The sequence below is a fragment of the Gemella haemolysans genome (assembly GCF_901873445.1).
Classification (GTDB): domain Bacteria; phylum Bacillota; class Bacilli; order Staphylococcales; family Gemellaceae; genus Gemella; species Gemella haemolysans_C.
In genome coordinates, this window is sequence record NZ_CABFLN010000017.1 from 1 (window position 1) to 24,150 (window position 24,150).

The 24,150-nt window shown below is 31.7% G+C and carries 22 protein-coding genes and 18 tRNA genes; 37 read left to right on the plus strand and 3 right to left on the minus strand.

From position 1 onward, the window contains the following. Positions 1 to 86 precede the first annotated feature (86 nt). From JX287_RS03090 to JX287_RS03200, 23 genes are all read left to right on the plus strand, one after another. Positions 87 to 162, plus strand: a tRNA-Val gene (locus JX287_RS03090). Between the two features lie 5 nt (positions 163 to 167). Further along, positions 168 to 243 (plus strand) — tRNA-Thr (locus JX287_RS03095). Positions 244 to 251: 8 nt separating this feature from the next. Then, positions 252 to 327, plus strand: a tRNA-Lys gene (locus JX287_RS03100). A 7-nt stretch (positions 328 to 334) separates the two neighbouring features. Then, positions 335 to 419: transfer RNA gene (locus tag JX287_RS03105), tRNA-Leu, on the plus strand. A 13-nt stretch (positions 420 to 432) separates the two neighbouring features. Continuing rightward, positions 433 to 507 (plus strand) — tRNA-Gly (locus JX287_RS03110). 14 nt (positions 508 to 521) lie between these two features. Then, a tRNA-Leu gene (locus tag JX287_RS03115) sits at positions 522 to 608 on the plus strand. A gap of 8 nt (positions 609 to 616) precedes the next feature. Next, positions 617 to 693: transfer RNA gene (locus JX287_RS03120), tRNA-Arg, on the plus strand. Positions 694 to 703: 10 nt separating this feature from the next. Continuing rightward, positions 704 to 780, plus strand: a tRNA-Pro gene (locus JX287_RS03125). A gap of 24 nt (positions 781 to 804) precedes the next feature. Next, a tRNA-Ala gene (locus JX287_RS03130) sits at positions 805 to 880 on the plus strand. A 27-nt stretch (positions 881 to 907) separates the two neighbouring features. After that, positions 908 to 984: transfer RNA gene (locus tag JX287_RS03135), tRNA-Met, on the plus strand. A gap of 29 nt (positions 985 to 1,013) precedes the next feature. Next, a tRNA-Ile gene (locus tag JX287_RS03140) sits at positions 1,014 to 1,090 on the plus strand. Between the two features lie 8 nt (positions 1,091 to 1,098). Further along, a tRNA-Ser gene (locus JX287_RS03145) sits at positions 1,099 to 1,191 on the plus strand. Between the two features lie 10 nt (positions 1,192 to 1,201). Beyond that, positions 1,202 to 1,275: transfer RNA gene (locus JX287_RS03150), tRNA-Met, on the plus strand. A 13-nt stretch (positions 1,276 to 1,288) separates the two neighbouring features. Then, positions 1,289 to 1,364: transfer RNA gene (locus JX287_RS03155), tRNA-Asp, on the plus strand. Positions 1,365 to 1,390: 26 nt separating this feature from the next. After that, positions 1,391 to 1,466, plus strand: a tRNA-Phe gene (locus tag JX287_RS03160). A 4-nt stretch (positions 1,467 to 1,470) separates the two neighbouring features. After that, positions 1,471 to 1,543, plus strand: a tRNA-Thr gene (locus tag JX287_RS03165). Positions 1,544 to 1,557: 14 nt separating this feature from the next. Continuing rightward, positions 1,558 to 1,641 (plus strand) — tRNA-Tyr (locus JX287_RS03170). Positions 1,642 to 1,646: 5 nt separating this feature from the next. Continuing rightward, positions 1,647 to 1,717, plus strand: a tRNA-Trp gene (locus tag JX287_RS03175). A gap of 198 nt (positions 1,718 to 1,915) precedes the next feature. Beyond that, the gene (locus JX287_RS03180) at positions 1,916 to 2,800 is read left to right on the plus strand and encodes a ParB/RepB/Spo0J family partition protein (protein WP_204641842.1); all 885 of its coding nucleotides are present in this window, start codon (positions 1,916 to 1,918) and stop codon (positions 2,798 to 2,800) included. After that, a complete protein-coding gene (locus tag JX287_RS03185; protein WP_204641844.1) occupies positions 2,778 to 3,536 on the plus strand; it encodes a ParA family protein in 759 nt (252 codons plus the stop codon). Before JX287_RS03180 ends, JX287_RS03185 begins: the two co-directional genes overlap by 23 nt. After that, positions 3,529 to 4,389 (plus strand): ParB/RepB/Spo0J family partition protein, encoded by an 861-nt coding sequence (locus tag JX287_RS03190; protein ID WP_204641846.1) that lies wholly within the window; start codon positions 3,529 to 3,531, stop codon positions 4,387 to 4,389. Before JX287_RS03185 ends, JX287_RS03190 begins: the two co-directional genes overlap by 8 nt. 2 nt (positions 4,390 to 4,391) lie before the next feature. Then, entirely contained in the window at positions 4,392 to 5,255 is an 864-nt protein-coding gene (locus JX287_RS03195; protein WP_204641848.1) for a mechanosensitive ion channel family protein, read from the plus strand. A gap of 11 nt (positions 5,256 to 5,266) precedes the next feature. Continuing rightward, the gene (locus JX287_RS03200; RefSeq protein ID WP_003147408.1) at positions 5,267 to 5,452 is read left to right on the plus strand and encodes a DUF951 domain-containing protein; all 186 of its coding nucleotides are present in this window, start codon (positions 5,267 to 5,269) and stop codon (positions 5,450 to 5,452) included. A 50-nt stretch (positions 5,453 to 5,502) separates the two neighbouring features. On the opposite strand, the gene JX287_RS03205 is transcribed toward JX287_RS03200, so the two are convergent. Together JX287_RS03205 and JX287_RS03210 are read right to left on the minus strand one after the other, a co-directional pair. Next, positions 5,503 to 6,051, minus strand: a complete 549-nt coding sequence (locus JX287_RS03205; protein WP_204641850.1) for a TVP38/TMEM64 family protein — start codon at positions 6,049 to 6,051, stop codon at positions 5,503 to 5,505. A gap of 192 nt (positions 6,052 to 6,243) precedes the next feature. Continuing rightward, complete coding sequence (locus tag JX287_RS03210) at positions 6,244 to 7,092, minus strand: VOC family protein (RefSeq protein WP_204641852.1); 849 nt, start codon at positions 7,090 to 7,092, stop codon at positions 6,244 to 6,246. Between the two features lie 276 nt (positions 7,093 to 7,368). On the opposite strand from JX287_RS03210, the gene ychF reads away from it, so the two are divergent. Both ychF and JX287_RS03220 read left to right on the plus strand, forming a co-directional pair. Next, a complete protein-coding gene (gene ychF / locus JX287_RS03215) occupies positions 7,369 to 8,469 on the plus strand; it encodes a redox-regulated ATPase YchF (protein WP_048803133.1) in 1,101 nt (366 codons plus the stop codon). A gap of 106 nt (positions 8,470 to 8,575) precedes the next feature. After that, positions 8,576 to 9,868, plus strand: coding sequence for a DUF6792 domain-containing protein (locus JX287_RS03220; RefSeq protein WP_204641854.1), 1,293 nt, complete (start codon positions 8,576 to 8,578; stop codon positions 9,866 to 9,868). A 42-nt stretch (positions 9,869 to 9,910) separates the two neighbouring features. Here the strand turns inward: JX287_RS03220 and JX287_RS03225 are convergent, their stop codons facing one another. Continuing rightward, the gene (locus tag JX287_RS03225) at positions 9,911 to 12,229 is read right to left on the minus strand and encodes a transglycosylase domain-containing protein (protein ID WP_204641856.1); all 2,319 of its coding nucleotides are present in this window, start codon (positions 12,227 to 12,229) and stop codon (positions 9,911 to 9,913) included. 168 nt (positions 12,230 to 12,397) lie between these two features. Between JX287_RS03225 and JX287_RS03230 the strand changes: the two genes are divergently transcribed. From JX287_RS03230 to JX287_RS03285, 12 genes are all read left to right on the plus strand, one after another. Then, positions 12,398 to 14,539, plus strand: a complete 2,142-nt coding sequence (locus JX287_RS03230) for a G5 domain-containing protein (RefSeq protein ID WP_204641866.1) — start codon at positions 12,398 to 12,400, stop codon at positions 14,537 to 14,539. A gap of 271 nt (positions 14,540 to 14,810) precedes the next feature. After that, the gene (tyrS, locus tag JX287_RS03235) at positions 14,811 to 16,064 is read left to right on the plus strand and encodes a tyrosine--tRNA ligase (RefSeq protein WP_204641868.1); all 1,254 of its coding nucleotides are present in this window, start codon (positions 14,811 to 14,813) and stop codon (positions 16,062 to 16,064) included. Between the two features lie 37 nt (positions 16,065 to 16,101). Continuing rightward, a complete protein-coding gene (rpiA, locus tag JX287_RS03240; protein ID WP_204641871.1) occupies positions 16,102 to 16,776 on the plus strand; it encodes a ribose-5-phosphate isomerase RpiA in 675 nt (224 codons plus the stop codon). Positions 16,777 to 16,816: 40 nt separating this feature from the next. Continuing rightward, complete coding sequence (locus JX287_RS03245) at positions 16,817 to 17,134, plus strand: metal-sulfur cluster assembly factor (protein ID WP_204641873.1); 318 nt, start codon at positions 16,817 to 16,819, stop codon at positions 17,132 to 17,134. Positions 17,135 to 17,324: 190 nt separating this feature from the next. Beyond that, positions 17,325 to 17,885 carry a DUF402 domain-containing protein gene (locus JX287_RS03250; protein WP_003147394.1) on the plus strand — a complete coding sequence of 187 codons (561 nt, stop codon included), beginning with the start codon at positions 17,325 to 17,327 and terminating at the stop codon, positions 17,883 to 17,885. After that, on the plus strand, positions 17,872 to 18,684 hold the full coding sequence (locus JX287_RS03255) for an NAD kinase (RefSeq protein WP_003147393.1): 813 nt from the start codon (positions 17,872 to 17,874) through the stop codon (positions 18,682 to 18,684). Before JX287_RS03250 ends, JX287_RS03255 begins: the two co-directional genes overlap by 14 nt. Further along, the gene (locus JX287_RS03260) at positions 18,677 to 19,558 is read left to right on the plus strand and encodes an RluA family pseudouridine synthase (protein WP_204641875.1); all 882 of its coding nucleotides are present in this window, start codon (positions 18,677 to 18,679) and stop codon (positions 19,556 to 19,558) included. The genes JX287_RS03255 and JX287_RS03260 overlap by 8 nt, the downstream gene beginning before the upstream one ends. A gap of 283 nt (positions 19,559 to 19,841) precedes the next feature. Beyond that, complete coding sequence (locus JX287_RS03265; RefSeq protein ID WP_204641877.1) at positions 19,842 to 20,750, plus strand: PLP-dependent cysteine synthase family protein; 909 nt, start codon at positions 19,842 to 19,844, stop codon at positions 20,748 to 20,750. Beyond that, positions 20,750 to 21,280, plus strand: a complete 531-nt coding sequence (gene cysE / locus JX287_RS03270) for a serine O-acetyltransferase (protein WP_204641879.1) — start codon at positions 20,750 to 20,752, stop codon at positions 21,278 to 21,280. The genes JX287_RS03265 and cysE overlap by 1 nt, the downstream gene beginning before the upstream one ends. Positions 21,281 to 21,371: 91 nt before the next feature. Next, complete coding sequence (locus tag JX287_RS03275) at positions 21,372 to 22,079, plus strand: HAD family hydrolase (protein WP_204641881.1); 708 nt, start codon at positions 21,372 to 21,374, stop codon at positions 22,077 to 22,079. 222 nt (positions 22,080 to 22,301) lie between these two features. Further along, complete coding sequence (locus JX287_RS03280) at positions 22,302 to 23,033, plus strand: rhodanese-like domain-containing protein (protein WP_204641883.1); 732 nt, start codon at positions 22,302 to 22,304, stop codon at positions 23,031 to 23,033. 155 nt (positions 23,034 to 23,188) lie between these two features. Beyond that, the gene (locus JX287_RS03285; RefSeq protein ID WP_204641892.1) at positions 23,189 to 24,049 is read left to right on the plus strand and encodes a rhodanese-like domain-containing protein; all 861 of its coding nucleotides are present in this window, start codon (positions 23,189 to 23,191) and stop codon (positions 24,047 to 24,049) included. Positions 24,050 to 24,150 lie beyond the last annotated feature (101 nt).

Genomic DNA, 24,150 nt, shown 5'->3' on the forward strand with positions numbered 1-24,150 from the left:
ACCGAACACAGAAGTTAAGCTCTTTAGCGTCGAATGTAGTTGGGCTTACGCCCTGTGAGACTAGAACGTTGCCAGGCTTTTGATTCGGAGGTTTAGCTCAGCTGGGAGAGCACTTGCCTTACAAGCAAGGGGTCAGCGGTTCGATCCCGTTAACCTCCACCATTTATGCCGGCCTAGCTCAGTTGGTAGAGCAACTGACTTGTAATCAGTAGGTCGGGGGTTCAAGTCCTCTGGCCGGCACCATTTATTTAGAGCCATTAGCTCAGTTGGTAGAGCATTTGACTTTTAATCAAAGGGTCGAAGGTTCGAGTCCTTCATGGCTCACCATTCTTTTGCGGGTGTGGCGGAATTGGCAGACGCACTAGACTTAGGATCTAGCGCCTCACGGCGTGGGGGTTCGACTCCCTTCACCCGCACCATTTCTGAATATTCGCGAAAGTAGTTCAGGGGTAGAACATCACCTTGCCAAGGTGAGGGTCGCGGGTTCAAATCCCGTCTTTCGCTCCAATAGTTAATATAGTGCCGGGGTGGCGGAACTGGCAGACGCACAGGACTTAAAATCCTGCGGTAGCAATACCGTACCGGTTCGATTCCGGTCCTCGGCACCATTATATTAGCGCCCATAGCTCAATTGGATAGAGCGTTTGACTACGGATCAAAAGGTTAGGGGTTCGACTCCTCTTGGGCGCGCCATTAGAGTACACGGGAAGTAGCTCAGCTTGGTAGAGCACTTGGTTTGGGACCAAGGGGTCGCAGGTTCGAATCCTGTCTTCCCGACCATTTAAATATTAACATTATTAAAAAGGGGCCTTAGCTCAGCTGGGAGAGCGCCTGCTTTGCACGCAGGAGGTCAGCGGTTCGATCCCGCTAGGCTCCACCATTTTGAATAATGAATTTAGCCTTTATTGGCGGCGTAGCTCAGCTGGCTAGAGCGTACGGTTCATACCCGTAAGGTCGGGGGTTCGATCCCCTCTGCCGCCACCAATAATAGTTAGTGAATTCTCTAGGAACACGGACTCTTAGCTCAGTTGGTTAGAGCTATCGGCTCATAACCGATCGGTCGCAGGTTCGAGTCCTGCAGAGTCCACCATTTATCAAGGAGGAATACCCAAGTCCGGCTGAAGGGATCGGTCTTGAAAACCGACAGGAGTGTAAAAGCTCGCAGGGGTTCGAATCCCCTTTCCTCCTCCATTTTTATTATCGCGGGATGGAGCAGTCTGGCAGCTCGTTGGGCTCATAACCCAAAGGTCGATGGTTCAAATCCATCTCCCGCAATTTTTAATAACTAGGTCCCGTGGTGTAGCGGTTATCACGCCTGCCTGTCACGCAGGAGATCGCGGGTTCGATTCCCGTCGGGACCGCCATTTTTTTTATGTAAAAATTAAATATTGCCTCGATAGCTCAGTTGGTAGAGCAATGGATTGAAGCTCCATGTGTCGGCAGTTCGACTCTGTCTCGAGGCACCATGTTGCCGGCCTAGCTCAGTTGGTAGAGCAACTGACTTGTAATCAGTAGGTCGGGGGTTCAAGTCCTCTGGCCGGCATTTTTTTATGTTTTGGGAAGATAGCGAAGAGGCTAAACGCGGCGGACTGTAAATCCGCTCCTTAGGGTTCAGTGGTTCGAATCCACTTCTTCCCACCATTCTTAGGGACGTAGTTTAACGGTAGAACAAAGGTCTCCAAAACCTTTGGTGTGGGTTCGATTCCTGCCGTCCCTGTTCAAAGTGTAATCATTTATGATTATGCTTTTTTTTTTTATGTAAAATAGTAATTTTAAATATATATTCTTAGGAAATATTCTTTGAAATTGCTAAAATAAGTGGATTATTTAGTTATTTTCTTTGGGAAATATTTTTGACAAAATATATTAATTATGTTATTGTATAAGTGTAGAAGAGGGTAATAGGAGGTAAAATATGAGTGAAAGTGTAAAACCATTTAGTAAACTGTATGATTTAACACAAAGAGCAGAAAAAGTTGGTATTTCTGATGATGATGTTCTTAGAGAAATCTTAGTAGAAAAGATTGTACCTAATAAATATCAACCTAGAAGGGAATTTACAGAAGGGAAGATTAAAGAATTGGCAGAGTCTATTAAACAAAATGGATTACTCCAATCTATAACAGTACGTGATATAGGGAATGGATTTTATGAACTTATTGCTGGTGAAAGAAGATTAAGAGCAATTAAGTATTTACAATATTCTACAACTAAGGCAATTGTAAAAGAATTAACTGAAGAGCAAATGGCAACTTTAGCTTTGATTGAAAATATTCAAAGAGAAGAATTAACACCAATAGAAGAAGCTTATGCATATCAAGAACTTCTAAGTATAAATAAACTTACGCAAGATGAACTTGCGAAGTCATTAGGTAAAACACAGGCTACTGTTGCGAATAAGTTACGTTTATTAAAATTAAGTGATAGAGTAATTGATGCTATTAATACTAAGAAAATTACTGAGCGACATGGGCGTGCTATGGTAAAATTAGATGTTTCTGCACAAGAGAAATTATTAGTTCAGATTTTATCACAAAATTTAAATGTTTCTCAAACTGAAGAAAAAATTGATACTTATCTAAAGATTAAAAAAGATATTAAAGTTTTTAATACTGTCGTTAATTATGATGGTCAGAAAGTTATAGCTAAACTTACAAAAGAAATAGCAAAATTAGAAGAAAAATATAATGTTAGTCTTAATAAAGAAGAAGAAGAAAATATGGATAGTATAGTTATTAAAGTTACTATACCAAGATATGTTAATAAAGAGGTAAAAGATGAAAATTTTAGCGATATGTAATCAAAAAGGTGGAGTAGGAAAAACAACTACGTCAATAAATTTAGCAGCTTCTCTAGCTCATTTAAAGAAAAAAGTATTGTTAATAGATACTGATCCACAAGCTAATGCTACGAGCGGTGTAGGTGTAGATAAAGCAGCGATAGAACAATCAATTTATAACATACTTGTTGATGAAGTTAATATTAATGATGTTATTTTAAAAACAGCTTATGAGAACTTAGATATAGTTCCATCTAGTATAGCTTTAGCAGGTGCAGAAGTTGAACTAGTTTCAGCGATTAGTCGTGAACAACGTATGAAAAATGCAATCTCAGAAATTAAAGAAAAATATGACTATGTGGTAATCGATTGTCCACCGTCTTTAGGTCTAATTACGTTAAATTCTTTAACTGCAGCTAATGGGGTAATAATTCCTGTACAAACTGAATATTATGCCTTAGAAGGGCTTAGCCAGCTTATGAATACATTTAATATAGTTAGAAAACACTTGAACTCTAAATTAGATATTTTCGGTGTATTACTTACTATGACTGATAGTAGAACAAATATATCTAATCAGGTAGCAGAGCAAGTTAGAGAACACTTTAAAGATAAAGCATTTAACACAGTTATTTCAAGAACTGTACGTTTAAGTGAAGCGCCAAGTTTTGGTGAACCAATTATTGAATATGCTAAAAATTCTAATGGTGCAAAACAATATTTATCATTAGCTAAAGAGGTGATTGAGCGTGGCTAAGAAATTAGGTAAAGGTTTAGGACGTGGACTTGATGCTATCTTTGCTACTGAAAATGTAGAATTAACTACTGATAATGATAAAATTGTAGAAATTTCGTTAGAAGAGATTAAGAAAAATCCATATCAACCACGTACTTATTTTAATGAAGAGAAGTTAAATGAATTAAAAGAATCAATTGAAAAAAATGGATTATTACAACCTATTATTGTAAAAAAAGCTGTAAAAGGTTATTATATTATAGCAGGGGAGCGCCGTTATAGAGCTTTTGAACTGCTAGGTAAGAAAGAAATTCCAGCTATTATTAAAGAAATGATAGATGAAGAAATGATGATTTTTGCGGTTCTAGAGAACTTGCAACGTGAGGATTTATCAGCACTAGAAGAATCAGAAAGTTATAAAAATCTGATGGATAAAATGTCATTAACTCAAGAAGAACTTGCTAAAAAACTTGGGAAAAGTAGACCATATATCGCGAATAGTTTACGACTATTAAAATTACCTACAGAAATAAAAAATAAGCTTGAGCAAGGGCTAATAAGTGCAGCTCATGCAAGAACTTTACTTTCATTAAAAACAAAAAAAGCTATGGAAGAAGTTTGTGCTTTAGTAATTGATAGAAAAATGTCAGTTCGCGAGCTAGAAGAATATGTAGTGAAGTTATTAAAACCTAAAGAGATTAAGAAACCAAAAACTAAGGATATATTTATAGAAGAACAAGAAAACAATCTTAAAAAACTGCTAGGAACTTCTGTAACGATTAAACAAGGTCGTAATAAAAAAGGTAAGATAGAAATTGAGTTCAAAGATAATGATGAATTTGAACGTATTATTTCATTATTCAAGGATGAGTAATTATGAATTTTATTGAAAAGATAAAAACATCAGTAAGCAACACTGACTTACTAATCACAGTTTTAGAAAAAATATTACTTATAATTGTAATTTTTATTATTGCATCAGTTTTAGTACGTATATTTAATAGAATTATTGATTATATAATGATAACTAGAGATAATGCTAATAAGAAGTTTAATATAAAGTTTAATGAGAAACGATCAGAAACTTTACATAAACTTGTAAGAAGTGCAGTTCGTTATACAATATACTTTATTGCATTTTTCCAAGTATTGTCAATCCTAGGAGTTAATACTACGAGTATTGTTGCTAGTGCAGGTATAGCATCGGTAGCTATTGGTTTTGGTGCACAGAGCTTAGTTAAAGATATTATATCTGGATTTTTCATTATTCTTGAAGGACAATTTGATGTAGGAGATAACGTGAAAATATATAACCAAGCAGCTTTTATTGCAGGTGGTTATGTAATGTCACTTGGTTTACGTTCTACTAAGATCCGTTCTAAAAATGGTGAAGTTTACTTTATTCCAAATGGAACTATTAATCAAGTTGTAAATTACTCATTAATGTACAACTTAGCTTTAGTAGAGTTACCGATAAAAATTGATGAATCTATTGAAGAGATAGAAGACCGAGTAAACAAAGTGATTAATAATGCAAATAATAAAAAAGAATATCATGATTTATTATATAAAAACGATAAATTACATATTGATTATATAGAAAAAATTGCTGACAACGTTGTTACGATTCATGTTATTGGAAAAGCAAAAGTTGGGAAAAAACAAGATGTGGAAACAATGTTAAGACGTGATTTTTATAGAGAGTTTGAATCTTTATTAACATCGAATGAAGAAAAATAGGAGGTTGGATTGTGGAATACGAATTAAATGATATAGTTGAAATGAAAAAACAACACCCTTGTGGCACGAATAGATGGCAAATTACACGTATGGGGGCAGATATAAAGATAAAATGTCTAAAGTGTGATAACAACATTATGATGCCAAGACGTGAATTTAATAAGAAAATTAAAAAAATAGTAGAAAAACACTCATAATATGAAAAGCTAGTGAATCAATTTAGAGATTTACTAGCTTTTTATTAATATTATTTATTAAACCTTTTTGCTACTTTAGAACTAATGAAGCCAAAAGCTAAAACAATAATTATACCGTATAAAAATTCTGTACTTCCAATATTGTTAAGAGTTGTACCGAAGTGTAACCAAATCAGTTTCCCTGGAATAAGGCCAATAAGATTTCCGATGAAATATTTTTTAAAAGATATTCTAGTTAAACCATAAGAGTAACAGATAACACTGTTAGGAAGAACTGGAATTAGTCTATAAATTATTAAAACTAAAGTTAATTTATTTTCACTAATACCGAAGATTGTATCATATTGTTTTTTCGATAGTTTTTTTGCTAAGTATTTTTCTACATAATCACTAGCAAAGTATCTTGCAATAAAAAACATTGCACTAGTATATATCATTGCAGAAATTATCGATAGGATAAACCCGTGCGTAAAGCCAAAAAGATATCCCCCAATTGCAGAAAATATCCCCGGTGGAAATAAAAATATTGGTAATATTGATGCTAATAGTAAATAGATTATAGGTGCAAAATCACCAAATTGAGCTATAAATTCTTGCATAGGTTCTCCTTCTGATAAAATAATATTCTTATTATACCATAAATATGAGGGAATAATCGACTTAAAACCTATGATGTAATAAATAACAATTTCCCAGAACAAATTTTAATTTCAAAGTGAAAATACTAGTTTGGTCTGGGAATTGTTAATTTAAAGTAACTTATTTAGAAAATACTTACTAGATTATTTATATTAAATATCTTTTATTAAATGAATTTCAATTCCATTAGGATCATTAATGATGATTTTATCGTCATATTCAGAGATGATTTTAGCGTTGTTATTTTTTATATTTTCTACAACTTTGTTGTAAGCAACATCATCAATAAATAGAATTTCAAAATGATCTAAACCTGGTGTACCTTTTTGTCTAAGACTTAGATTAGGACCTCCCCAATGATTAACAGCTAGATGATGGTGGTAATTACCATAAGCAATCCAACTCGCACTAGCCACTGTGAATTTATCACTAAATCCTAGTACTTCTTGATAGAAGTTAGAAGAAACGGTAGAGTTTTGAACACTTAAATGAACGTGCCCAATAATAGTTCCTACTGGTAAAGTATAAGGCACTACAGTTTCAGAGATATCAAGTAGGTGTGTAGCATCGATAGGATCTGTTACTCCTATGATTCTTCCATCTTCTCTTATATCCCAAGTACTTTCAGCTTTATCATAATATACTTCTATTCCATTTCCTTCAATATCGTTTAAATATAGTGCATTACTGTATCCATGATCTGAACCACCATCTAAAGGTATATTAGAATCTATAAAGTGACGTAAGATATTAGCTAGACTTTGTTCATCTGGAACTAGGTAGGCTATGTGATATAGTCCGTAAGAACGTACAAGAGGACCATCGACTTTTTTCATGTGAAGAAGTGGAGTATTATCAGAAGTACCTAAAGTAGCTTCAGTTTCGTTTCTAGAAATTACAGTCATACCCATAGCTTCTGTGTAGAATTTAAGTTGTCTTTCAAAGTTTACAACATTAAGTGTTGCAGTTCCAAGTTTAATATTTGAATTATATTTTTTCATAGTTAATTACCATCCTTTTAAAAATTTTTTTTCGTAGAACTTTATCTCTTGTAATATATTTTACATACTATAATATATTTTGTAAAGTACTTACTTTTATAATAGTTAGTATCTTTTAGTATACTAATGAATAAAATTAAGGATTATTAACAAAAATATTTTTAAATAGCATAATAATAAATGATAAGTTTTGCGTTTTATGTTATAATAATTAAGTTGAGTAGGCAAGGCCTAAGTAATATAAGAAATTAATGAAGAAAAGGAGTGATTGATACTATGGCATTAACAGCCGGAATAGTAGGATTACCAAACGTAGGAAAAAGTACACTTTTTAACGCAATTACAAAAGCAGGAGCATTAGCAGCGAACTATCCTTTCGCCACAATTGATCCAAACGTAGGAATTGTAGAAGTACCAGACCACAGACTAAATAAATTAACAGAATTAGTAGAACCTAAAAAAACAGTACCAACATCATTTGAGTTTACTGATATTGCTGGTATCGTAAAAGGTGCCTCTAAAGGAGAAGGATTAGGAAATAAATTCTTAAGTCACATCCGTGAAGTAGATGCAATTTGTCAAGTCGTTAGATGTTTTGAAGATGAAAACATTACACACGTTGCTGGTGGAGTAGATCCATTATACGATATTGAAGTTATTAACTTAGAGTTAATCTTAGCTGACTTAGAAAGTGTTGAAAAACGTATCGGACGTGTTGAAAAACAAGCTAAACAAAAAGATAAAGATGCAGTTGCAGAATTTGCTGTACTTTCTAAAGTACGTGATATCCTTAAAGAAGAGAAACCAGCTAGACTTTTAGAATTAGATAAAGAAGAGCAAAAAATCGCAAAAGGATTACACTTATTAACAATGAAACCTATGCTTTATGTTGCTAACGTAAGTGAAGATGATTTACTAGACGTTGATGCTAACAAACACGTAGCAAGTGTACGTGAATTTGCTGCAAGCGAAGGAAGCCAAGTAATCGTAGTTTGTGCGAAAATCGAAGAAGAAATGGCTTCATTAGAAGATGAAGAAAAAGCAATGTTTTTAGAAGAACTAGGAATCGATGAAAGTGGATTAGATAAATTAATCAAAGCAAGTTACAGCTTATTAGGATTAGCAACATACTTTACAGCAGGTGTACAAGAAGTACGTGCATGGACATTCAAAAAAGGTATGTTAGCTCCTGAATGTGCTGGAATTATCCACTCAGACTTTGAACGTGGATTTATCCGTGCTGAAACTGTAAGTTATGATGACTTAGTTGAATACGGAAGTATGCCAAAAGCTAAAGAAGCAGGTCGTGTACGTCTTGAAGGTAAAGAATACGAAGTAAAAGACGGCGACATTATGTTATTTAGATTTAATGTATAATAAAAATAGAATTCTATATTTTCTCATTAAGTGAGAAGATATAGAATTTTTATATTCTCTATAAAATATGTTATAATTATTTTTATATAAAAGAGGTGATTTGACTATGTTAAGATTTTTCCACAATCCATTACTTGTAGCTAAATTAACAGAGTATGAGTATTTAATTAAAGGAAATAAGAAACAGAGTACAGCAGAATATAAAATAAAAAGAATTATAAAAGATATAACTGGAGAAGTTTTTGAGGATATTGAAGTATATAATAGTGGGCTATCCGTTCCTAAGATTACGAAAAATGGGTTTCAAGCTACAGCAATTTACATTCCAGAGCTTAATGAACTTCTGGTAATTTATAGAGGTAGTGAGAGTGAGGATATTAGTGACTGGTTTTATAATTATACAGGAATTGTGTCTGGTGAAAATACTAGCCAAATTGATTCTGCGTGTAAATTTACTAAGTTTTTAAAAAGAAAGATTGTAAACTTTGATTCTTGCTATAAAGTAGCTGCTGGACACTCTCTTGGAGGTCATATAGCAATTACTGTTGAACTATTAAAACAGACATATCAACGAGTTTACACATTTAATACAGCTTTACCTCAGTTAAAACAACTAAGAAAATACGATAAAAAATTTAATAAAAAACTGGAAGAGTATTTTTTAGAAAAAGATTTAGAAGAGACTAATAAGCTTCAAGAATTCACTTCTAATTATTATGCAAAAAATGCTCATCATATTTATAATTTTGTAAGGAAAAATGATTTTATACAATCGTTAAATATGACGGTAGGGACATTTCATGTAGGAAAAACTATTGAATTTCCCGCGATAATAAAGAATTTTGTAGAACCAGAAGAATTTTTAACAGAAGAAGATACTTATGAGTTAGATAAAATCTTTGGGGATTTTTATAATAGATTAATTGAAAAAAATATCACATCAGATGATGTAGTAGAAAATCAAAAACAGGTGACGGATGAATTTATAGGATTGATTGTAGAGAAAATTAAAACACCAATTCAACAACAAATTAGTAACTTCTCTTATAAAAAAGGAATAAAAACTTCTAGTGAAGTAGGAATTACAGATTCATACAGAACGTTTAAGGCAATTTATAATTACTTATTGTATTTAGCACACTCAGGAATCATATCAGATGATGTAATAAATTGTAATGATAGTAAAAAAGCGACAACACTTTATGAAAAAGTAATAGGAGATGCGAGTAAATCAAATCTTAAGAATTTATTAAAACCATTACAGGAATTTTACACATTAACTAAGGCAATTTATACGCTAACTCATGCTAAAGGTTTAGACGATGTAGGAAATTGGTCAGAAATAGCTGAAGCACATGATTTACCATCTTTCTACGATGTACTAGAAAAAGTGAAATAATAAAAGTCAACATGAAAATGTCATTCATGTTGACTTTTTTGTTTAATCTGAATTATCACCAGGTGCAACTGGTTTCAAGATAGGAGGTGGAGTAGATGGAGTTGTGACAGGAGCTGAATTATTATTCGTTTCTTTTTTTTCTTTGTCTTCCTTCTTCTCTTTATCCTCTTTTTTAACAATTACTTTTGCTGGATCTTCGAATGAAACACTTTTATCTATATTAGAACCTAATTTGGCTAACGTTTTTTCTTTAGATAATTCTTTAAATCCAATAGGGATAAGATCTTTTGTTCCACCTTTAGCATTGTTATAAGAATTAATGCTAGAGTCAGTAACTGAGCTAGGACGAGTGAACGCTGTGTCGGGAGAAAGTATGTTTTTATCCAATGAGTATATAGCATTCATTATTGCAATCCAGCTTCTTTGCGCATAATCATAACTAGGCACTTTTGCAGGATTGTCATAACCATTCCATAGGCCAACAGTTACTTTAGTAGTACCACCAACAACCCAAAGGTCTTTGTAGTATTCAGATGTACCTGTTTTAACAAACAGATTTTTAGAGCTGAATTTCAGTTTACCTGGCATATCTCTAGATGTACCATAACTCTTATTAATAACATCTCCAAGCATATCAACAATTAAGTAACTTGTTGATTCCTCATAGATTTTAACAGGTGAAAAATCTGCTTTATAAATAAGATCACCATCATTATTTTCAATTTCTTCAATGATGTGTGCTTTTTTATGTTCACCTTTATTACCAAAAGTAGAGAATGCACTAGTATTTTCTGTTACAGAAAGTCCATACGTCATACCACCGATAGCTGTAGCTAGATTTTCTTTATCACTGTTTGTAAGACCACCAATATCCATTTTCTCTAAGTAATTTTTTACAGGTTCCTCTTTTTGGAAGGCAGAATACAATCTTATTGTTGCTAAGTTAAGAGATCCTGCTAATGCTTGTCTTGCCGGAAGATATCCATGTTGTGACATGTCGTAGTTTTCAGGGCGCCAACCATTGTAATTGAAGCGTTTATCTAGAAGAGTTGAATTAGGTGTAATGTAACCTTTATCTACTGCTGGACCATAAACTAATAATGGTTTTATCGTAGAACCTGGAGAACGACGAGTTCTTGTAGCATGGTTAAGTTGCTGTTTGTTGTAATTCATCCCCCCGATAAAAGCTAAAATTTTACCACTATTATTTTCTATTACTGAGGCTCCAATTTCTAATGGGTAAACAGTTCCTCCTTGAGAATATGTAGGATAAGAAGCAAATTGTTTTTTCGTTTCTTGAAGAGTGTCATAAAGTTTCTTATTAAGTGTTGTTTTTACTTTATATCCTCCAGTAATAAATTTAATTCGACTTTTTTCGATTAGCTCATTTCTATAGTCTGAATTAGTCCTGAAATCTTCTTGTCTATTATTTCTTGTTGCTGTTTGTTCAGCTAGAATTTCTGCAACTGAACTAGTAACCTCATCACGAATATATGGATAGTCAGTGTATTCAGAATATTTTTGTTTAGTAAATGCACCTTTAATATCAAATTTCTTAGCTTCTTCCATTTGCTCTTTTGTGATGAAATCATTTGCTAGCATTCTTTCAAGTACATATTTTTGTCTATCTAATCCAGTTTGAAGTTCTTCATCTGAGCGAATATTTCCAGCTGCATCAAAAGGTGTGTATTTATAGGGCGATTGAACAAATCCGATTAAATATGCAGCTTGTGCAATGTTTAAATCTTTAGAATGGACACCGAAAACCCCTTGAGCAGCAGTTTCTATACCACTGATATTTTGCCCTAAACTATTTTTTCCGAATGGAGCAACGTTTAGATAATTCTCAAGAATTTCATTTTTTGAGAAGTGACTATCTACACGTAGTGCTAATAGTATTTCTTTAGCTTTTCTTTCGTAAGATCTAGAATTATCAAGAAGCTGATTTTTTACTAATTGCTGAGTAATAGTACTTCCTCCAGATGTTCTAGCTCCTGTAGCTTCACTATGTGTTGCCCTAAGTATAGCAAAAATATTAATTCCACTATTAGAGTAGAAGTTAGAATCCTCACTTGCAATTATTGCATTTTTGACATTGTCTCCTAAATCTTCGTAAGTAACAGTTTGTCTAATTAATTCGGAGTTTATTGTACCTAATTTTTCACCACTCCCAAAGTATACTTCACTGTTCTTACTAATGTTATTTATTTGTTCCTTCATTTCTTTTTGAGTTAAAACAGGTTGATCTTTTACAAGGCCACCTACATACCCAATAGCAAGTCCCATACTAAGACTGATTAGCAGTCCAAGTGAAAGAAGAAGGGCTTGAGTCATAGAAGTTAATATCTTCTTAAATTTCATTGTAATCTCCTTAGATTGTATACTATTAGCTATATTATATCATAATTTTAAAGGAAAAACTAAATTATACTATATCCAATTTACCTATTTTTTTGAAATAAATTTAAAAATATAATATAATCAAATGGAATGTATTTATTTTTAGAAAGGAATCAGGAAGAATAATTTATGAGAAAAAACAAAGTTAAATTAGGATTAAGTTTGCTAACAGTATTAGCTACACCAGTCGTGGTTAATACTGTAGTAAGTCATGATGTTAATGCAGAGTATAGAGGATCTATATTCTATGACAATAACAAACCGGCGAACTGGTGGTATAGTGATGGGAAAGATTGGTATTTCTTCCAAAATGGTAGGAAGTTGACAGGATATGGGAAAGATAATGCCGGAGTCCATTACTTTGTAAATGGGAAATATGCAGAAGAGAAAAAAGCTCCAACAAGAGGATATGTTAATGGAGTATATTATGTAGATGGGAAAGTAGCGAACTGGTGGTATGATGACGGAACAGATTGGTACTTCTTCCAAAATGGTAAGAAGTTGACAGGATATGGGAAAGATAATGCCGGAGTCCATTACTTTGTAAATGGGAAATATGCAGAAGAGAAAAAAGCTCCAACAAGAGGATATGTTAATGGAGTATATTATGTAGATGGGAAAGTAGCGAACTGGTGGTATGATGACGGAACAGATTGGTACTTCTTCCAAAATGGTAAGAAGTTGACAGGATATGGGAAAGATAATGCCGGGACACATTACTTTGTAAATGGAAAATATGCGAACTGGTGGTATGATGATGGAACAGATTGGTATTTTTTCCAAAATGGTAAGAAATTTACAGGATATGGGAAAGATAATGCCGGAACGCATTACTTTGTAAATGGAAAATATGCTATCGCTAAGGTAGATAACAAAAATACAAAACGTATCAACGTCCGTACAGAAACAATTAAATTTAAAACTGTAACTAGATATAATAATCAACTTGCTAAAGGTACAAGAAATGTATTAACAGCAGGAAAAAATGGTTCTTATAAAGTTGTTCGTGATGATATTTATGAAGGTAATAAACTTGTGAAACAAGGTACTGAACAAAATATCGATCGAATTGAAGCTGTGAACGAAGTTGTTGAGATTGGAACAAAAGTAAAACAAACAACAAAACGTGTTAACGTCCGTACAGAAACAATTAAATTTAAAACTGTAACTAGATATAATAATCAACTTGCTAAAGGTACAAGAAATGTATTAACAGCAGGAAAAAATGGTTCTTATAAAGTAGTACGTGATGATATTTATGAAGGTGATAAACTTGTAAAACAAGGTACTGAACAAAATGTTGATCGTATCGAAGCTGTGAACGAAGTTGTTGAAATTGGTACAAAAGTTCCTCAAGCAACAACTGATACATATTTCGTATTAGATACTGAAAATAATTGGTTTGTAACTTCAGAACAAACTGATGCATTAACTAAACTTTTTGGCACAGCAAATGGTAATGTTGATGTTACATCTGTAGTAGAAAAATTAAAAGACCCTGAAAATTATAAATTATTCAATAAGTTAAACTTAGGTCAATACTTTAACAAAGTAAATAATCCTGCTGGTGTACAAAAAATAATCAATGACTATGCGTTGAAAAACCAACTAGAAATTAATAAAAAATTTATTGATTTAGCTAATGTTGAAAGAGTGAAAGCTGGTCTTACTCCTGCTGTTAGTGCGTTTGACAACGTATTCAATAATGTTAAAATTGATAAATTTGTTCAAGATATGGTAAATGAAAGAGCAAAAGAAATGGCAGATTATGGTAGTTCTCGTTATTTAGGTAAAAAAGAAGGTAAACATAAACGCCCTGATGGTCGAAGCTGGTATACTGTATATTCTGATAAAGGAATTGATTTAACAGGTACTAGTCCTGATAATCACCGATATAATATTGCTGGTGAAAATGCACTACAAGGTAACTGGGGAGATTTGTACTTCCTAACAACTCTTGATGCAATTATTAAAGATGTATTTGATGGATGGATGTCTAGTCCAAGACATAGAGCATTAATTTTAAATGATGTTCCTCATCCAATTTTTGCATTCAGCTATAGACAAGGATTAAAAGATTATCTAGGTTCAAAAAACAAACCTACAGTAGCAATGTTACACGTTACTAGTTGGTTTAACCCATTAGATTATCCTGTTTCCAAAGAAGAATATGAAAAATGGAGACTAGATCCAAAAAACAAAGATAATGTATTTGCTAGTGATGAATACTATAACTTCTTAAAAGCTAATACTAAAAACAAAGTAATATAATAAAAAATAATGAAAAGATTAGTATACACTGTAGAATAAATTGCAGCTAATATGTTGTATCAGAAATTTAGTAAAGGCTGAATATGTTCTAAAAAATCTTTTTTAGTATTTTATAAATTTTAATGAACGATGTTAAAAACATGATTCTATAAAAATCTGGTTTTTAGTGTCGTTCATTTTTATCTTTAAATATAAGAAAAAGATAAAAGAAAAAGTAAAAAATATGATATAATTGAGGTAAGTGTATTAAAAATGATATGGAGGCATTTTAATGAGTAAATTATTAGAAGATTTAAAATATAGAGATTTAGTTTATCAGCAAACTGATGAAGAAGGAATTAAAGAATTATTAGAAAAAGAAAGTGTGTCAATTTACTGTGGTACGGATCCAACTGGTAACTCATTACACATTGGACACTTACTACCATTTTTAACATTAAAAAGATTTCAACAACATGGGCATAAGCCTGTCATTCTAGTAGGTGGAGGAACTGGTATTATAGGTGATCCTTCAGGACGCAGTGAAGAACGCCAATTACAAAGTCTTGAGGTAATTGAAGATAACGCTCGTCGCCTTGAAGGACAACTTCGCAATATTTTCCGAGGAGATGACAATATTGAATTCGTAAATAACCGAGACTGGTTAGGAAAAATATCTATGATTGAATTTTTACGTGATTACGGAAAATTAGTAAATATTAATTACCTGCTAGCGAAGGATTCTATTTCAAGTCGATTAGATAATGGATTATCTTTCACAGAATTCAGTTATACAATTTTACAAGGTATGGATTATGCTTATTTAAATGAACACCATAATGTTAAATTACAAATTGGTGGTTCGGATCAATGGGGTAACATTACTACTGGATTAGAAATTATGAGAAAACTTCGTGGTGATGTAGAAGCATACGGATTTACTATCCCATTAATGTTAAAATCAGATGGAACTAAATTCGGTAAATCAACTGGTGGAGCAGTATGGCTAGATCCAGAACAAACGACACCGTATGAGTTTTATCAATTCTGGTTCAATACAGCAGATACAGAAGTAGTACCTGCACTTAAAAAATTCACATTCTTAGAAAAAGACCAAATTGAAGCATTAAGAGAAAGTTCAGAAAAAGAGCCGCACTTACGCCTTGCTCAAAAAGCATTAGCAGAAGAAATGGTGAAAATTGTTCATGGTGAAAAAGCATTAGAAAGTGCATTAAACATTACAAAAGCATTATTTTCAGGAAACATTAAAGAACTAACTCACGATGAATTAAAAGCAGCTGTTAAAGGTATGCCAAAATCTGAATTAGAGAAAAAAGAATACAATATCGTAGATTTCCTAGTTGAAAGTAATCTAGTTCAATCAAAACGTCAAGCTCGTGAAGATGTAAACAATGGAGCTGTTTATGTGAATGGTGATAAAGTTACAGACTTAGAGTATGTTGTAGAAGCTAAAGACAGACTTGAAGATAACTTCACTGTACTTAGACGTGGTAAGAAAAAATATTTATTAGTAGAATATAAATAATTTAAGAGTAATATATATACAAAAGAGGGGATTCGAAATGAATTTAAAAGAAGTTGTTGGTAAAAAGGCTGTAGATTATGTAAAAGATGGTATGATCGTTGGTTTAGGGACTGGTTCGACGGTATTTTATTTTGTGCATGCACTAGCTGATAAAGTAAGAGAGGGATTGAATATAGAAATGGTATCAACGTCTATCCAAACGGTTGAACTAGCTAAAAGCCTTGGTCTTACAATCAAAGAATTAGAAGAAATTGATCACATTGATCTTGCTGTTGATGGAGTAGATGAAATTGATAAAGATTTTAATGCGATAAAAGGTGGAGGAGCAGCGTTATTTAGAGAAAAAATAGTTGCTGATATTGCTCGTGAAGTAATCTGGATCTATGACGAAAGTAAAGATGTAGAAAAACTGGGGAACTTTAACCTACCTGTAGAGATATTGCCATTTGGATATAGTCATACTATTAGAAAAATGGAAGAAGCGGGCTTAAATCCAGTGTTAAGATTAAAAGATGGAGCTACTCTTATAACAGACAACAATAATTATATTGTAGATTTACACTTGGGTTATGGATTTGATATTAAAGCTGTAAAAGAAAAACTTGAAAGCATAGTTGGAGTAGTAGAATATGGACTATTTTTAAACATGTGTAAACTATGCATAAAAGGAACAGAAGATGGAGCTGTAATTATAGAAAATCCAAATAAATAAATTTGAGTAGCACTAAAAATTAAAGGAAAGAGGCGAGAAAATGGAAACATTAAAAGATAGAGTAATAGAAGCATTAGAAAATGTAATAGACCCTGAACTTGGTATCGATATTATGAACCTAGGGTTAGTATATGATGTTAAGATGAGTGATGATAATAAGCACGCTATCGTCGATATGACACTGACATCTATGGGTTGTCCTTTAGCTCCAATTATCATCGAGCAAGTTGAGACAGCAATGTTAGGTGTTGATGAGATAGAAAAAGTAGATGTAAATCTAGTTTGGGAACCAGCATGGACAAAAGACAAAATGTCACGTTATGCTAAGATTGCCCTTGGAGTAATCGATTACGAATAGAATATTAATACAAAAAGCAATTTCAAAATTGATTTTAAAAAGAATTTTGAAGTTGCTTTTTTGTTATTAAAAAAATCACATATTGATGAGTTTGAGAAATTTATAAAAAAATAGTTATTACAGTAGAATGAAATATATTAAATATGTTATAATTAAAAAGACATTAAAAATGAGTATGAAAGGAGGAACTATGTACAGAGGAGAAAAGCCTAAAAAAGGTGATGTAGTAAAAATTATAGCGTATAAACATGATGGATCTATTCATAGAATTTGGCACAAGAATGTTGTACTAGAAGCGGATGAACAAGTTCTGATTTTAGCAAACAACAGAACTCTTGTGACAGAAAGTGATGGAAGAACATGGGTTACAAAAGAGATAGCACTAGTTTATTTCCATAATGAATGTTGGTTTAATATAATTTGTATGTTTAGAGAAGATGGAGTTCACTATTATTCGAATTTAAGTAGTCCATTTGCATATGACGTAGATGGAGTAAAATATATTGACTATGATTTAGATATAAAAAAATATCCAGATGGAAAATATTTCTTACTAGATGAAGACGAATATAATCAAAATAAAGCACGTTATCAGTATGGTGAAAAAATAGATAAAATATTAAAATATAATGTAAACAAACTTCAAGAATGGATTGATAAAAATCACGGAGCGCTTGCACCAGATTTTGCAGATGTATGGTTAGAAAACTATGAAAAAATAATGGGTGAAGATCAAAATGTTAGAAGGTAAATTTAGTGTAGAAGTCAGACATGACGAAATATCAGAAAAGATTGGTTTGAAGTTAAAAGAGTTTCTTTTATCTAGTGATATGAAAGAAGATAAAGAGAATCCTGACTATGTTTTTGCGGTTGGTGGAGATGGAACTGTGCTGCGAACATTTAATAAGTATATGGATAATTTAGATAATATCAAATTCTTATCTATTCACACAGGGCACTTAGGATTTTATACAGACTACTCAGTTCAAAATTATGAAAGAATCTTTTTTGATATGTTAGCTTTAAAACCGAAAATTGAAGAATATCCTTTATTAAGAGTAAAAGCATATTGTTCAAATGGAGATTTAGTTTCAGATTATTATTCTTTAAATGAAATTACAGTTAATAATCATACTGGAAGCACGTATTCGGCTAAGGTATATATTAATGGTGTCCATTTTGAAAGTTTTAGAGGTGATGGGCTATGTATTAGTACGCCTACAGGTTCAACTGCATATAACAAGAGTTTAGGTGGAGCGGTAATTCACCCACAGTTACCATTATATCAAGTGACCGAAATCGCAGCATTAAATAATCTTGTTTATAGAACATTAGGAAATCCTTTAATACTATCTCAAGATGACGAACTTATGATAAAACCGATAGATAAGGAAAATCATCGTATTACAGTAGATCATATGCACTTTAATTATGACAGTGTTTCAAAAATAAAAATTACTCTAGCAAAGGATAAGAAAGTTTCTTTTATTCGTTATAATGATGACAGTTTTTGGCAACGAGTGAAGAGATCATTTATAAAAAATGACTAATATTATTTTGAAATATGTAGTTAAAAATGAACAAGTATTAAGGGAATTTCTTCTAGAAAACAATATTTCAAGAAAAACTCTTATTAGAATAAAGTTTGATAATGATGGCAGTATAAAAGTAAATAGCAAGGAAGAAAATGTCAGATATATCTTAAAAAAAGGCGATATTGTAGAAATTACTCTTCCTAGTGAAAATTATAGTGACTTTGTCAGATTTATAGATAAACCTATCGAAATTGTATATGAAGATGCTTATTTTTTAATTGTGAACAAAGAAATTAATCTACCTTCAATACCATCTAGGAATGCCGAAGATGAGTCATTGTTAGAGAGAGTAAATTACTATTTTAGAGAGAAAAATATTAATTCAATTCCTCATATAGTAACGCGCCTTGATAAAAACACATCTGGTTTAGTATTAATAGCTAAACACCGACATATCCATGCATTATTTAGCAATATGGAGATAGATAAGTATTACACGGCGTTAATAAATGGGAAAATAAAAGATTATGGTATTGTTGAAGCTCCTATACGTCGAGTGAGTTCTAGTATTATAGAACGTGAGGTGGGAGAAGGCGGAGAGTATGCTAAAACTGAATATTGGTTAGAAAGACATGTCTTTAACAATAATATTAGTATTGTTAAATTAAAACTCTATACAGGAAAAACTCACCAAATAAGGGTGCATATGAAGTATCTAGGATATCCATTACTTGGTGATGAGCTCTATGGAGGAGATGTTAGCTTAATAAGTAGGCAAGCACTTCATTGCAGTAACTTAGCGTTTATTCATCCAATTTCTGGAGAAAAAGTAAATGTATATACAAATTTACCGAATGATATGAACAATATAATTAAACATAATGAGTAATTATTTTTACTTGTTATGTTTTTTATTATATATTTTCAGTAATATTTTTGGAAGAATTGTAGTAATTTATATAATTAATTATTGAGAGAAAAGGACTAAGAAGTTGAATTTTATAATTTATTATATTAGTATTATCATATTTTTTAAAAATTAAATAATAAAATAGAAATGAAAACGATAAAAAAAGTCAGATTAATTACTTTATTTTCATTAAGAACTTATGTTATAATTTTATTCAAATAACAAAAGTTATTTATTATAAAGTCAGAAGAGGAGGGATTTTATGATTTCATCATCATTAAAATTCGTGGGTAACACACCCGTATATCAACTAGATAACACAAATATTTTTGTGAAACTAGAAAAATATAATCTAGGAGGAAGCGTTAAAGATAGAGCTGTGCTTGGTATGTTAGAAGAGGCTATTTCTCAAGGTGCGGTTAATAAAGATACTATCCTTGTTGAGCCAACTAGTGGTAATACAGGTATAGCTGTAGCTATTTTAGCTTCTGTTTTAGGATTAAAAGCTGTGGTAATTATGCCGGAAAGCATGAGTATTGAAAGACGTAATATTATTAAAGCATATGGAGCACAATTAATTTTAACACCAAAAGAATTAGGAATTAAAGGTTCAATCGAAAAAGCTGCAGAAATTCGTGAGAAATATAGCAATGCAATTTCTCTAAGTCAATTCGATAACCCTGCTAACCCAGGGTATCACCACAAAACAACAGGACGTGAAATATTAGAACAAGTACCTAATATTGATATCTTTGTTGCTGGAGTTGGGACTGGAGGAACATTTACAGGTGTTGCTAAATATTTAAAAGAAAATAAACCAGAGGTATTAGCAGTTGCTGTAGAACCAGCAGAGTCACCAGCTATTAGTGAAGGACATGGAGGATCACACAAAATTCAAGGTATTGGAACAGGATTTATTCCAGAAAACTTCCAAAAAGAATATATGGATGAGGTTTATACAGTAACAAGTGATGAGGCAATAGAAGAAACTAAAAATTTCTTGCGTTCTACTGGAATAGGTATTGGTATTTCATCAGGAGCAGCAATAGTTGGAGCTAAGAAAGTAGCAGAAAAATACCCTGGTAAAAACATTGTAACTATCTTACCTGATGGGGTTGATAAATATTTATCTGTCCTTGACTTCAAAGATGTTACACATGTAGAAGTGTAATGGGTTATTTTGATAATTTAAATTACAATTTAAATCGAGTTTTAAAAGACGATCCTGCAGCAGAGTCGAAACTTATGATTTATCTTACATATCCTCACATAAAGGCGCTAAACTATCATTACTTTTCACATAAATTATACAAAAAAGGTTGGCATACAATGGCTCGTCTTTTATCAAAAAGAGCAAGAAGGTTAACCGGAATAGAGATACATCCTGGAGCAAAAATCGGTAAAGGCTTGTTTATTGATCATGGGATGGGAGTAGTTATCGGAGAGACAGCAGTAGTCGGAGATAATGTAACTATGTATCATGGAACTACTTTAGGGGGAACCACATTAGATCCGATAAAAAGGCATCCTACTATTGGGGATAATGTTATGATAGGTGCTGGAGCAAAAGTTTTAGGAAATATTACAATTGGTAAAGATTCTAAAATTGGAGCTAATGCAGTAGTAAAACATAGTATTCCAGATGGGACTATAGTTTATGAAGCAAGACCTGTAGTAAGATATTTAGAAGAAGAAAAATAAAAGCTAGGTTCCAAGTGATTTTACTTGGAATTTAGCTTTTTCAAATGTACAATATAAATAATATTCATCATTAAGATTGGAGGTGAAGTTGATGACTGAGATAAAAAATTTAATTTTTGATTTAGATAATACTTTGTATGACTTTAGTCATATATGGAAAAAATCTAATAGACTAGTATTTGAATATTTAGAATATGATAAATTGATTAGCTATGATGAGTTTTTTAAGTTATATAAGAGTATCAATAATAAATTAGTAGAAGAAATAGTTCAAGGGAAATTACGTTTAGTAGAACTAAGAAATAAGCGGTTAAAATTAACTTTAGAAAAATTAGGGTTAGATCTTACGGAAGAAGAGTGTAAGTTTTATTATGACAAGCAGTTCGAATTTATCTCAGCATTGATTGAACCGGATGAAGAGGTGAATTTGTGGATTAATAAAAATAGAAATAAGTACAATATGATTATCTTGACGAATGGAAAATCAAAAGAACAAAGAATGAAACTGAAAAAATTAGGTTTAGAAAATGTTTTTAAGTTATATATATCCGGTGAAAAACATATTAGTAAGCCAAAAGAGGGAGCATTTCTAAATGTGTTAGAATCTGAGGAAATATTACCTGAGGAGACTATGATGATTGGTGATTCCTTATATCATGACATAAATCCAGCTAAGAAATTAGGGATGAAAACATGTTTAGTTGAAAAAAAATGGCATTTTGATGATGAGTTAAAAGTTTATACAGGGTATAAAGTTAAGAACATTAAACAACTTTTTACAGAATTAGATAAGGTGTAAAAATATTATTATTTTTCTGAATATAACGAAAGTATAAAAAAAATAAGGTGTTAAATAAAGTTTATAAATAGTTTTATTTATAGGCTTTATTTTATTTTTATGTAAAGTTGAAGCTTTGATAAAAAAGTAAAATATTTCTTTGTTTCTCTAATTTATGATGTTGATTGAATGAATTTGATTTGTTATACTATGTATGAAAACAATAACAAAGGAGTTAAAATTATGAAATACAATAAATTATTAGTTGTCAGTATGGCAGCCGTTTTATCTTTATCTTTAGCAGGTTGTTCTTCAGCTTCGAATAGTAGCTCAAGCAGTAACAATGGGACAGTTGCTGTAAAAGAACTAAAAGGAGAAGAATTAAATAAAATTGAAAAAGATGACAAAGAAAAAGAAAAATACCTTGTTATCGATGTAAGAGATGCTAAAGAATACAAAGAGGGGCATGTAAAACACGCTATTAATATTCCATTAGCTGATATTGAAAAACATGCGGAGCACTTAAGCGCATGGAAAGATAAAGAAGTAGTAACAGTTTGTAATACTGGTAAGAAAAGTAAAGAAGCTGCTGATAAACTTGTAAAAGCAGGATTCAAAAAAGTTTCTAATGCACAAGGTGTCAAAGACTATAAAGACTATGAAATAGTTAAATTTACAACATTGTTAGCAAGTGACTTCCAAGCGGCAATCGATAAAAAAGAAGGAACATTTATTGATGTTCGTGAAGCTAAAGATTACGAAAAATCTCATGTAGCAGGAGCTAAAAATATTGATGTAAAAAATGTTGATAAAGATTTAGCAGCACTATTACCAGCAGATAAAAATGCACCAGTTTATACGTATTGCTATAGCGGAAATCGTTCTTCAAAAGCAGCACAAAAAGCTGTAGAACTTGGTTATACAAATGTGTATAACGCATGGGATGGTACAAAAGAACACGAATACAAATTTTAAAGAGATATTATAAAAAACAGTGAAAAATAAAACTGTTTGTTAGAAAAAAAATTATTTATAAGTTATACTAATAGAAGACAAGGTTCTACATAAATATACAAAAAATTTAAGGTATTACCTTGTCTTTTATTAAATAAGGAGAGGAAGAAAAACAAATGAAATATAATAAGTTTTTAGCTGTAAGTATGTCAGCAGTGTTATCATTAGCTTTAGTAGGATGTTCAACTACTTCATCTGTAAAAGAATTAAAAGGTGAAGAGTTAAACAAAATTCAAAAAGATGATAAGGAAAAAGAAAATTATCTAGTTGTAGATGTAAGAGATGAGGCGTCTTATAAAGAAGGACACCTTAAACATGCAATTAACATTCCATTATCAAAAATAGAAAAAAGCATCGAAGAAATCCGTACGTGGAGAGAGAAGAAAGTAGTTGTTTATAGTGATAAATCTGATACAACAAAAGATGCTGTAGAAAAACTAACAAAACAAGGATTTAAAGATGTATCTGGAGCTCAAAATGTAAAAGATTATAGCTATGATCTTGTGAAATATTCATCATTAAGTAGTGGTAAATTCCAAGATGCATTATTAGATACAGCTTCAAACAATGTATTCTTAGATGTAAGAGATAAAGCTGATTTTGAAAAAGGTCACGCAGCAGGTGCTAAAAACATTGATGTTAAAAAATTAGATGATTTAAAATCAATTTTACCAGAAAATAAAGAACTACCGATATATGTGTACAGTTCTACTGGAAATAGTTCTTCAGTAGTTGCTCAAAAACTTATTGATTTAGGATATAAAAATGTATTTAATGCAATTGATGGAACTAAAGAGCACAGCTATAAATTTGAAATTGCAGATTGCTGTAAAGATCCAAGCGCTGCAGTAAAAGGTTCAGAGCATAAGGAAGGGCACTGTGAACATTGTAAAGATGGACATGGTGAACACAAAGGTCACGAAGGACACAATCACTCTTCAGAGAAGAAAGATGATCATTCAGGGCATAATCATTAATATTTAACGTACAAGGGTGACTCAAAATAGAAATTTCAATTAGAGATATTGTTATTGAGTCTCCCTTTTTTATATGTAAAATCGATTGTGAAATTAGAATA

What these genes read in the sequence shown, in the direction of transcription:
- JX287_RS03180 (WP_204641842.1), top strand. Translation starts at nt 1,916, where the DNA reads ATGAGTGAAAGTGTAAAACCATTTAGTAAACTGTATGATTTAACACAA.
- JX287_RS03185 (WP_204641844.1), top strand. Translation starts at nt 2,778, where the DNA reads ATGAAAATTTTAGCGATATGTAATCAAAAAGGTGGAGTAGGAAAAACA.
- JX287_RS03195 (WP_204641848.1), top strand. Translation starts at nt 4,392, where the DNA reads ATGAATTTTATTGAAAAGATAAAAACATCAGTAAGCAACACTGACTTA.
- JX287_RS03205 (WP_204641850.1), bottom strand. Translation starts at nt 6,051, where the DNA reads ATGCAAGAATTTATAGCTCAATTTGGTGATTTTGCACCTATAATCTAT.
- JX287_RS03210 (WP_204641852.1), bottom strand. Translation starts at nt 7,092, where the DNA reads ATGAAAAAATATAATTCAAATATTAAACTTGGAACTGCAACACTTAAT.
- ychF (WP_048803133.1), top strand. Translation starts at nt 7,369, where the DNA reads ATGGCATTAACAGCCGGAATAGTAGGATTACCAAACGTAGGAAAAAGT.
- JX287_RS03220 (WP_204641854.1), top strand. Translation starts at nt 8,576, where the DNA reads ATGTTAAGATTTTTCCACAATCCATTACTTGTAGCTAAATTAACAGAG.
- JX287_RS03225 (WP_204641856.1), bottom strand. Translation starts at nt 12,229, where the DNA reads ATGAAATTTAAGAAGATATTAACTTCTATGACTCAAGCCCTTCTTCTT.
- JX287_RS03230 (WP_204641866.1), top strand. Translation starts at nt 12,398, where the DNA reads ATGAGAAAAAACAAAGTTAAATTAGGATTAAGTTTGCTAACAGTATTA.
- tyrS (WP_204641868.1), top strand. Translation starts at nt 14,811, where the DNA reads ATGAGTAAATTATTAGAAGATTTAAAATATAGAGATTTAGTTTATCAG.
- rpiA (WP_204641871.1), top strand. Translation starts at nt 16,102, where the DNA reads ATGAATTTAAAAGAAGTTGTTGGTAAAAAGGCTGTAGATTATGTAAAA.
- JX287_RS03245 (WP_204641873.1), top strand. Translation starts at nt 16,817, where the DNA reads ATGGAAACATTAAAAGATAGAGTAATAGAAGCATTAGAAAATGTAATA.
- JX287_RS03250 (WP_003147394.1), top strand. Translation starts at nt 17,325, where the DNA reads ATGTACAGAGGAGAAAAGCCTAAAAAAGGTGATGTAGTAAAAATTATA.
- JX287_RS03255 (WP_003147393.1), top strand. Translation starts at nt 17,872, where the DNA reads ATGTTAGAAGGTAAATTTAGTGTAGAAGTCAGACATGACGAAATATCA.
- JX287_RS03260 (WP_204641875.1), top strand. Translation starts at nt 18,677, where the DNA reads ATGACTAATATTATTTTGAAATATGTAGTTAAAAATGAACAAGTATTA.
- JX287_RS03265 (WP_204641877.1), top strand. Translation starts at nt 19,842, where the DNA reads ATGATTTCATCATCATTAAAATTCGTGGGTAACACACCCGTATATCAA.
- cysE (WP_204641879.1), top strand. Translation starts at nt 20,750, where the DNA reads ATGGGTTATTTTGATAATTTAAATTACAATTTAAATCGAGTTTTAAAA.
- JX287_RS03275 (WP_204641881.1), top strand. Translation starts at nt 21,372, where the DNA reads ATGACTGAGATAAAAAATTTAATTTTTGATTTAGATAATACTTTGTAT.
- JX287_RS03280 (WP_204641883.1), top strand. Translation starts at nt 22,302, where the DNA reads ATGAAATACAATAAATTATTAGTTGTCAGTATGGCAGCCGTTTTATCT.
- JX287_RS03285 (WP_204641892.1), top strand. Translation starts at nt 23,189, where the DNA reads ATGAAATATAATAAGTTTTTAGCTGTAAGTATGTCAGCAGTGTTATCA.